1 protein-coding gene and 1 pseudogene are annotated in these 1,178 nt (G+C 60.1%); both read right to left on the reverse strand.

The features are described 5' to 3' along the window. A pseudogene (locus tag EN991_RS36995) lies at positions 1-318 on the reverse strand (sugar ABC transporter substrate-binding protein); the annotation flags it as partial. A gap of 425 nt (positions 319-743) precedes the next feature. Then, positions 744-1,178: zinc-binding dehydrogenase (locus tag EN991_RS37000; protein ID WP_164769698.1), on the reverse strand; the 435-nt coding region annotated here is incomplete at its 5' end.

Genomic DNA, 1,178 nt, shown 5'->3' on the forward strand with positions numbered 1-1,178 from the left:
GATCACGTCCTTGACCAGTCCGAGCTTCTTCCATTTCGGAATGATCTCTTCCTGGAGCCGCTTCATGACGTCGGCGCGCCACGTGTTACCAGCATAGGAGCTGGCGTAGCCGATCGTCCACGGGGGACCCTTCTTCGGTTTCCAGTCGCGGTAAGCGCTTTCCGCGAGCGGCTGCATCGGGTCCATCATGTCTTTGTTGTAGAGCTCGTCCTGGATGTTCTTGGGCAGCTCATCCACGCCACCGGCAAATGCAGGGGTGACGCTAGCGATCGTTGCGACAACCGCAAGCGATCGCAACATGGTTGCGAATGTCGTCAATTTTTCCTCCCTTAGTGCCGGGCGTTGAGCCGTGGGCACGCTGAGTTCACCGGAACCCGGGGAGGACTATCGGGCAATCAGCACGTTGGCGGTAATACATTTTTCAAATGCGCTCTATACGCTTTCGCTATGGACCTGTGCCACGTCTTGGACCGTCGTTTCAGGGCAGCGGCCGGGCACGGTACACCGGCCCTGCATGAATGCCTGCCCACCCGTCTCCGCCGACGGATCTCAAGCCGGCTGTTCGGAAACCGAGCCACCCCACAGCAATATTGTGTTGGTATCTTATTGGCTGGTCATGCTGCCTCGTAAGTCAAAACCTTTGGGACCAAGTGAAATTTCCCTCCACTTGGGTTCCGCCTCAGCGTGCAGCCTGGTGAAACGCGCAGACGAGGAGAGAGGAACCGCCGTCCCTCCCCAAGTTGTTACGGACGAACGCGGATGACCGTCTTTCCCGCACGCCGCTCGGTCGAATTGAAGGTGGCGACGGCATCTTCAAGGCTGGAGACCTTGCCGATATTCGTCCGCAGTCGTCCGTCCCGGATCCGCTGAACGATCTCCCAAAGCTGGCCGCGATCAGCCTCGACGACGAAGTCAATCGCCAGGCCATCTGCAGGTCGAATATCCGTCGGTCCAACGACTGTCACAAGCGTTCCTCCGGCCCGGATCAGGGCCGCGGACCGCTTCTGGATATCGCCGCCGATGACGTCGAACACCAGGTCGACGCCGCCAACCTCCTCCAGTTTGTCGTTGTCGAGATCGACGAACTCATTCGCGCCGAAGTCGAGCGCCTTCTGGCGGTCGGCGGCGCGTCCGCTGCCGATGACATAGGCCCCGGCCTCCCTTGCAAGCTGCGTCAC

Source organism: Mesorhizobium sp. M7A.F.Ca.US.005.03.2.1 (assembly GCF_003997795.1).
Taxonomy (GTDB): Bacteria; Pseudomonadota; Alphaproteobacteria; order Rhizobiales; family Rhizobiaceae; genus Mesorhizobium; species Mesorhizobium ciceri.